The sequence below is a fragment of the Caballeronia sp. BR00000012568055 genome (assembly GCF_029439455.1).
Taxonomy (GTDB): Bacteria; Pseudomonadota; Gammaproteobacteria; order Burkholderiales; family Burkholderiaceae; genus Caballeronia.
This window is the reverse complement of the sequence record NZ_JAQFVG010000062.1, coordinates 1-3,558: the sequence shown is the minus strand read 5'-3', so window position 1 is coordinate 3,558 and position 3,558 is coordinate 1. Positions and strand designations below refer to the sequence as shown.

The window sequence follows — 3,558 nt, the reverse complement described above, 5'->3', positions numbered from 1 at the left end:
CGTCCAACGCTTCCAAATACCGACGAGCATTCGAACTGAATCACATCAATTGAACGTACCCGTCATGGCATGCACGGGCTGAACATTCAATTCGCCAAGCAAGGCATCGAGACGCGTGCGTTGCTGAGGCAATAACAACGGCTCGGCAAGCAGATGCTCGACACGCTTGCGCCAGTATGGGTCGGTGTCAAGGCCGATGTCCCGAGAGTCGGCCAGCCTGAAAACCTTCTCCAGATGCGCGATTTCCTGATCTGCCAAGCGAGGCGTGATAGCGGCTTCTGCTTTGATCTCACGTGTTGCGTGCTGCTTGTTCATTCTTATTAGACCCGTGTGACTGCTTGAGCCTCGTGCGCGACATGCACGAGGCCTTTTCTCAGCGTTGCTTTAGTTTTTACAGCGGATGGATCATACCAGTCGCTTATCAAGGTGATAAGTTGTTGCATAAAAAAACGGGCGCTGTGCGAGCGCCCGTTCTCTTTACACCACACTTCGCTGGACAATCAGAAATTAAACTCTGCCGAGAGCAACAGCGTACGAGGCGCAGCGTTCGTGATGTACGTTCCCTGCTGAATCCAATAGCGGCTGCCGAACAAATTCTCGACATTCGCGCGCAAGATCACGTCCTTACCGATCACGCGCATGCCATAGCGTACGCCGAGGTCGTATCGCGTCCACGATGGCAAGCGAAGCGTATTGGTGGCGTTGTAGTACTGCGCGCCGGTGTGAATGATGCGGCCGTTCACGCTCAGACCCGGAATCCACGGCAGATCGTAGTCTGCGCCGAGATTGAAGGCGAACTTCGGCACGCCTGCGGGATCGTTGCCATCGTTGGTGCCGCCCGCGGTGCCTTCGAGTTTGGGATCGTAGAAGGTTGCGCTCGCCATCAAACGCAGACTACGGAACACTTCACCGTAAGCCGACAATTCAAGGCCTCGCACTTTAGTGCGGCCATCGTAGCCATAAATGTTGGTGGTCGGATTCGTGACACCGTTAGGCTGCGAAATCTGAAATACCGATACCGACGTCAGCACGCGTCCCCAATCCGCTTTGACACCCGCTTCGTATTGATTCGATTTGTACGGCGCAAACGCTTGCCCCGCGTTGGCCGTGCCCGCAGGCGCAGTACCGCCGTTCGACAAACCCGACGTGAAATTTCCGTACACCGAAACATTCGACAACGGCTTGAATACGATGCCCGCAAGCGGCGAAATGGCTTGCTGATCGAGCGAACTTTGCTGTGCGCCTGTCGTCGGATTGTAGTTATCGAGGCCGATCGTCTGACGACGGAAGCCACCTGTGATGAGCAGGCGATCATCGAAGAACGACATGGTATCGATCACTTGCTGACTGTTCAGGCGCGTCTGGCTGCTGCGCTGCATGTCGCCACGTGGCGTGGTCATGGCAGGCAAGGGCGTCGGACTATACAGATTCGACGGCACCGCCGACGATAGCGCGCCCAACGCGTAAAAATAGCCTATTTCCTGATTCAGACTCGTCACGCCGGTGACGAGCGTGTGCTTTACGCCGAACGTATCGAAGTGAAAGCGCAGACCCGCATCGACACTCTTGGTGCGCGTGTATTGATCGTAATAGCCATTGCGCACACTGAACGCGCCGCCTGACGTCATGCCGCTGGCGGACGGAAAGTTCTGCTCGGACGTGCCGTAGTGCTCGCCCGCCGCGCCATACACGGTGACGTACTGGTTGATATCGTATTCGGCCTTGGTCATGACAGCCGAGTCGCGCAACTTGAGCTTGGAGCCGGGATACAGGTTGTTGTATGCGGACGGCACGGCAGGCACGGCGGTGGCAGTGCCCAGGCCGATCTGCGAACGCAATTCGTCGGTGTTCTCAGAGACGTTATACGCATCGAACGACAAGCGGAATTGCTTACCGCGATAGTCGAGACCAACCGCGCCATCGCCCTGAAGTTGATTGCCGTGCGCAATGCCCGTTTGACCGTCCTTGAATTGACCATTCATTCGGATGCCGAACTGACCTTCGCTGCCAAAGCGCCGGCCGATGTCCGCTGCCGCGCCGAATTGTCCTTTCGATTGATACAACGCCGTCAGACGCGTGATCGGATCATCGGTTGCGCGCTTGGTGACGATATTGATCGCGCCGCCCACGCTGCCGCCCGGACCCATGCCGTACATCAGCGAGCCGGGGCCTTGCAGCACTTCGACGCGATCCAGCAGATTCACCGGCACGCGCGCCGCCGACACCATGCCGTAGAGACCGTTCAAGGCGACATCGGTTGCCTGCACGGCAAAGCCGCGAATCTCGAACACATCGCCGAAGCCGCCGCCGCTTGGCTGGGTACGCACCGACGCGTTATTGACGACCACATCGCCGATGGTGCGCGCCTGTGTATCTTCGATGAACTGATCGGTATAGTTGGTCGTACTGAATGGCTGATCCATCACGTTCGCCGTACCCAGCACGCCGATACCGCCGCCTTTTGCAACCTGACCGCCCGCATAGGGCGCGGGCAAGGCATCGGTCGTGGCCGTGCTTTTGACGACCACGGCAGGCAGCGTGGTGGATTGCGTCTGCGTCGCGTTGTCCGTGGTTTGCGCGACGACCGCGCCTGATACCGCTGTCGCGATCAACCCGAAGAACAGATGTTGAACCGCTCCGGACACTGCTGTGCGCCGACAACCCGGCGCGAGGTTTTCCCGATAAGACATGGCGTCGCAATATTTTTTGGAAGAGTTGAGTCGGCGCGACGAGCTGCGCTAGCGTATTTGATTGAGAATCGTTCGCGATTGTAATGTAACTATTTGGTGAATGGGGGAAATACTTAAGACTTTTTTTAAGGGACTTAAGGCGTTTTTGGGTAAGACAATTAAGGCAATGCTAAGCCTTGATGTTGCGCGCCAAAGCAGGTCGCCCTTAATATCGCTCTAACCAGAAGTGGTCCGACCAGTGGAAAATCATGCTTAACGAAGCCCCCATTCAAATCGCCGATGTCGTTGCGGAACGCATAGAAGAACTGATCGTCGATGGCGTGCTCAAGCCCGGCCAAGCGCTGCCGTCCGAACGGCGTTTGGTGGCCAAACTGGGCGCGTCACGCTCAGCGGTACGCGAAGGGCTGAAGGTGCTGCGGGCGCGCGGAATTATCGAGACATCGCACGGGCGCGGGTCGTTTGTCGCGGCGCTCACCGCACAACCCGCACTCACGCCGATGATGCATCTGCTCGGCTCGCAACCGCGCACGCTCTATGACATCGTCGAAGTGCGCGAAATGCTCGAAGCAGAATCCGCACGACTGGCTGCATTGCGCGGCACGCAAGCCGATTTCGCGATGATCACGCGCCGCTATGAAGAAATGCTCGCCGCCAACGAAAGCGAGATCGGCGAATCGAAACGCGCGCAACTGGACTACAACTTTCATCTTTCGATCAGCGAGGCCTCGCACAATCCGGTGTTGGTGCATACCCTGAGTTCGCTGACGGATCTGCTGCTGAGTTCGGTGTTTGCATCGGTGAATAACCTCTATCACCGCGAATCGGAGAAGCGCGTGATCGATCGGCAGCATGCGCGTTTATACAAGGC

3 protein-coding genes are annotated in these 3,558 nt (G+C 57.4%); 1 reads left to right on the top strand and 2 read right to left on the bottom strand.

Annotated elements, in window-relative coordinates:
* Nucleotides 1-45: 45 nt before the first annotated feature.
* Both P7F28_RS04420 and P7F28_RS04415 read right to left on the bottom strand, forming a co-directional pair.
* On the bottom strand, nt 46-315 hold the full coding sequence (locus tag P7F28_RS04420; protein ID WP_277183225.1) for a hypothetical protein: 270 nt from the start codon (nt 313-315) through the stop codon (nt 46-48).
* A gap of 185 nt (nt 316-500) precedes the next feature.
* Entirely contained in the window at nt 501-2,645 is a 2,145-nt protein-coding gene (locus P7F28_RS04415) for a TonB-dependent siderophore receptor (RefSeq protein ID WP_277183224.1), read from the bottom strand.
* A gap of 293 nt (nt 2,646-2,938) precedes the next feature.
* Here P7F28_RS04415 and glcC point away from each other — a divergent pair.
* On the top strand, nt 2,939-3,558 hold a 620-nt coding region (gene glcC / locus P7F28_RS04410; protein ID WP_277183223.1), incomplete at its 3' end, for a transcriptional regulator GlcC.

What these genes read in the sequence shown, in the direction of transcription:
- P7F28_RS04420 (WP_277183225.1), bottom strand. Translation starts at nt 315, where the DNA reads ATGAACAAGCAGCACGCAACACGTGAGATCAAAGCAGAAGCCGCTATC.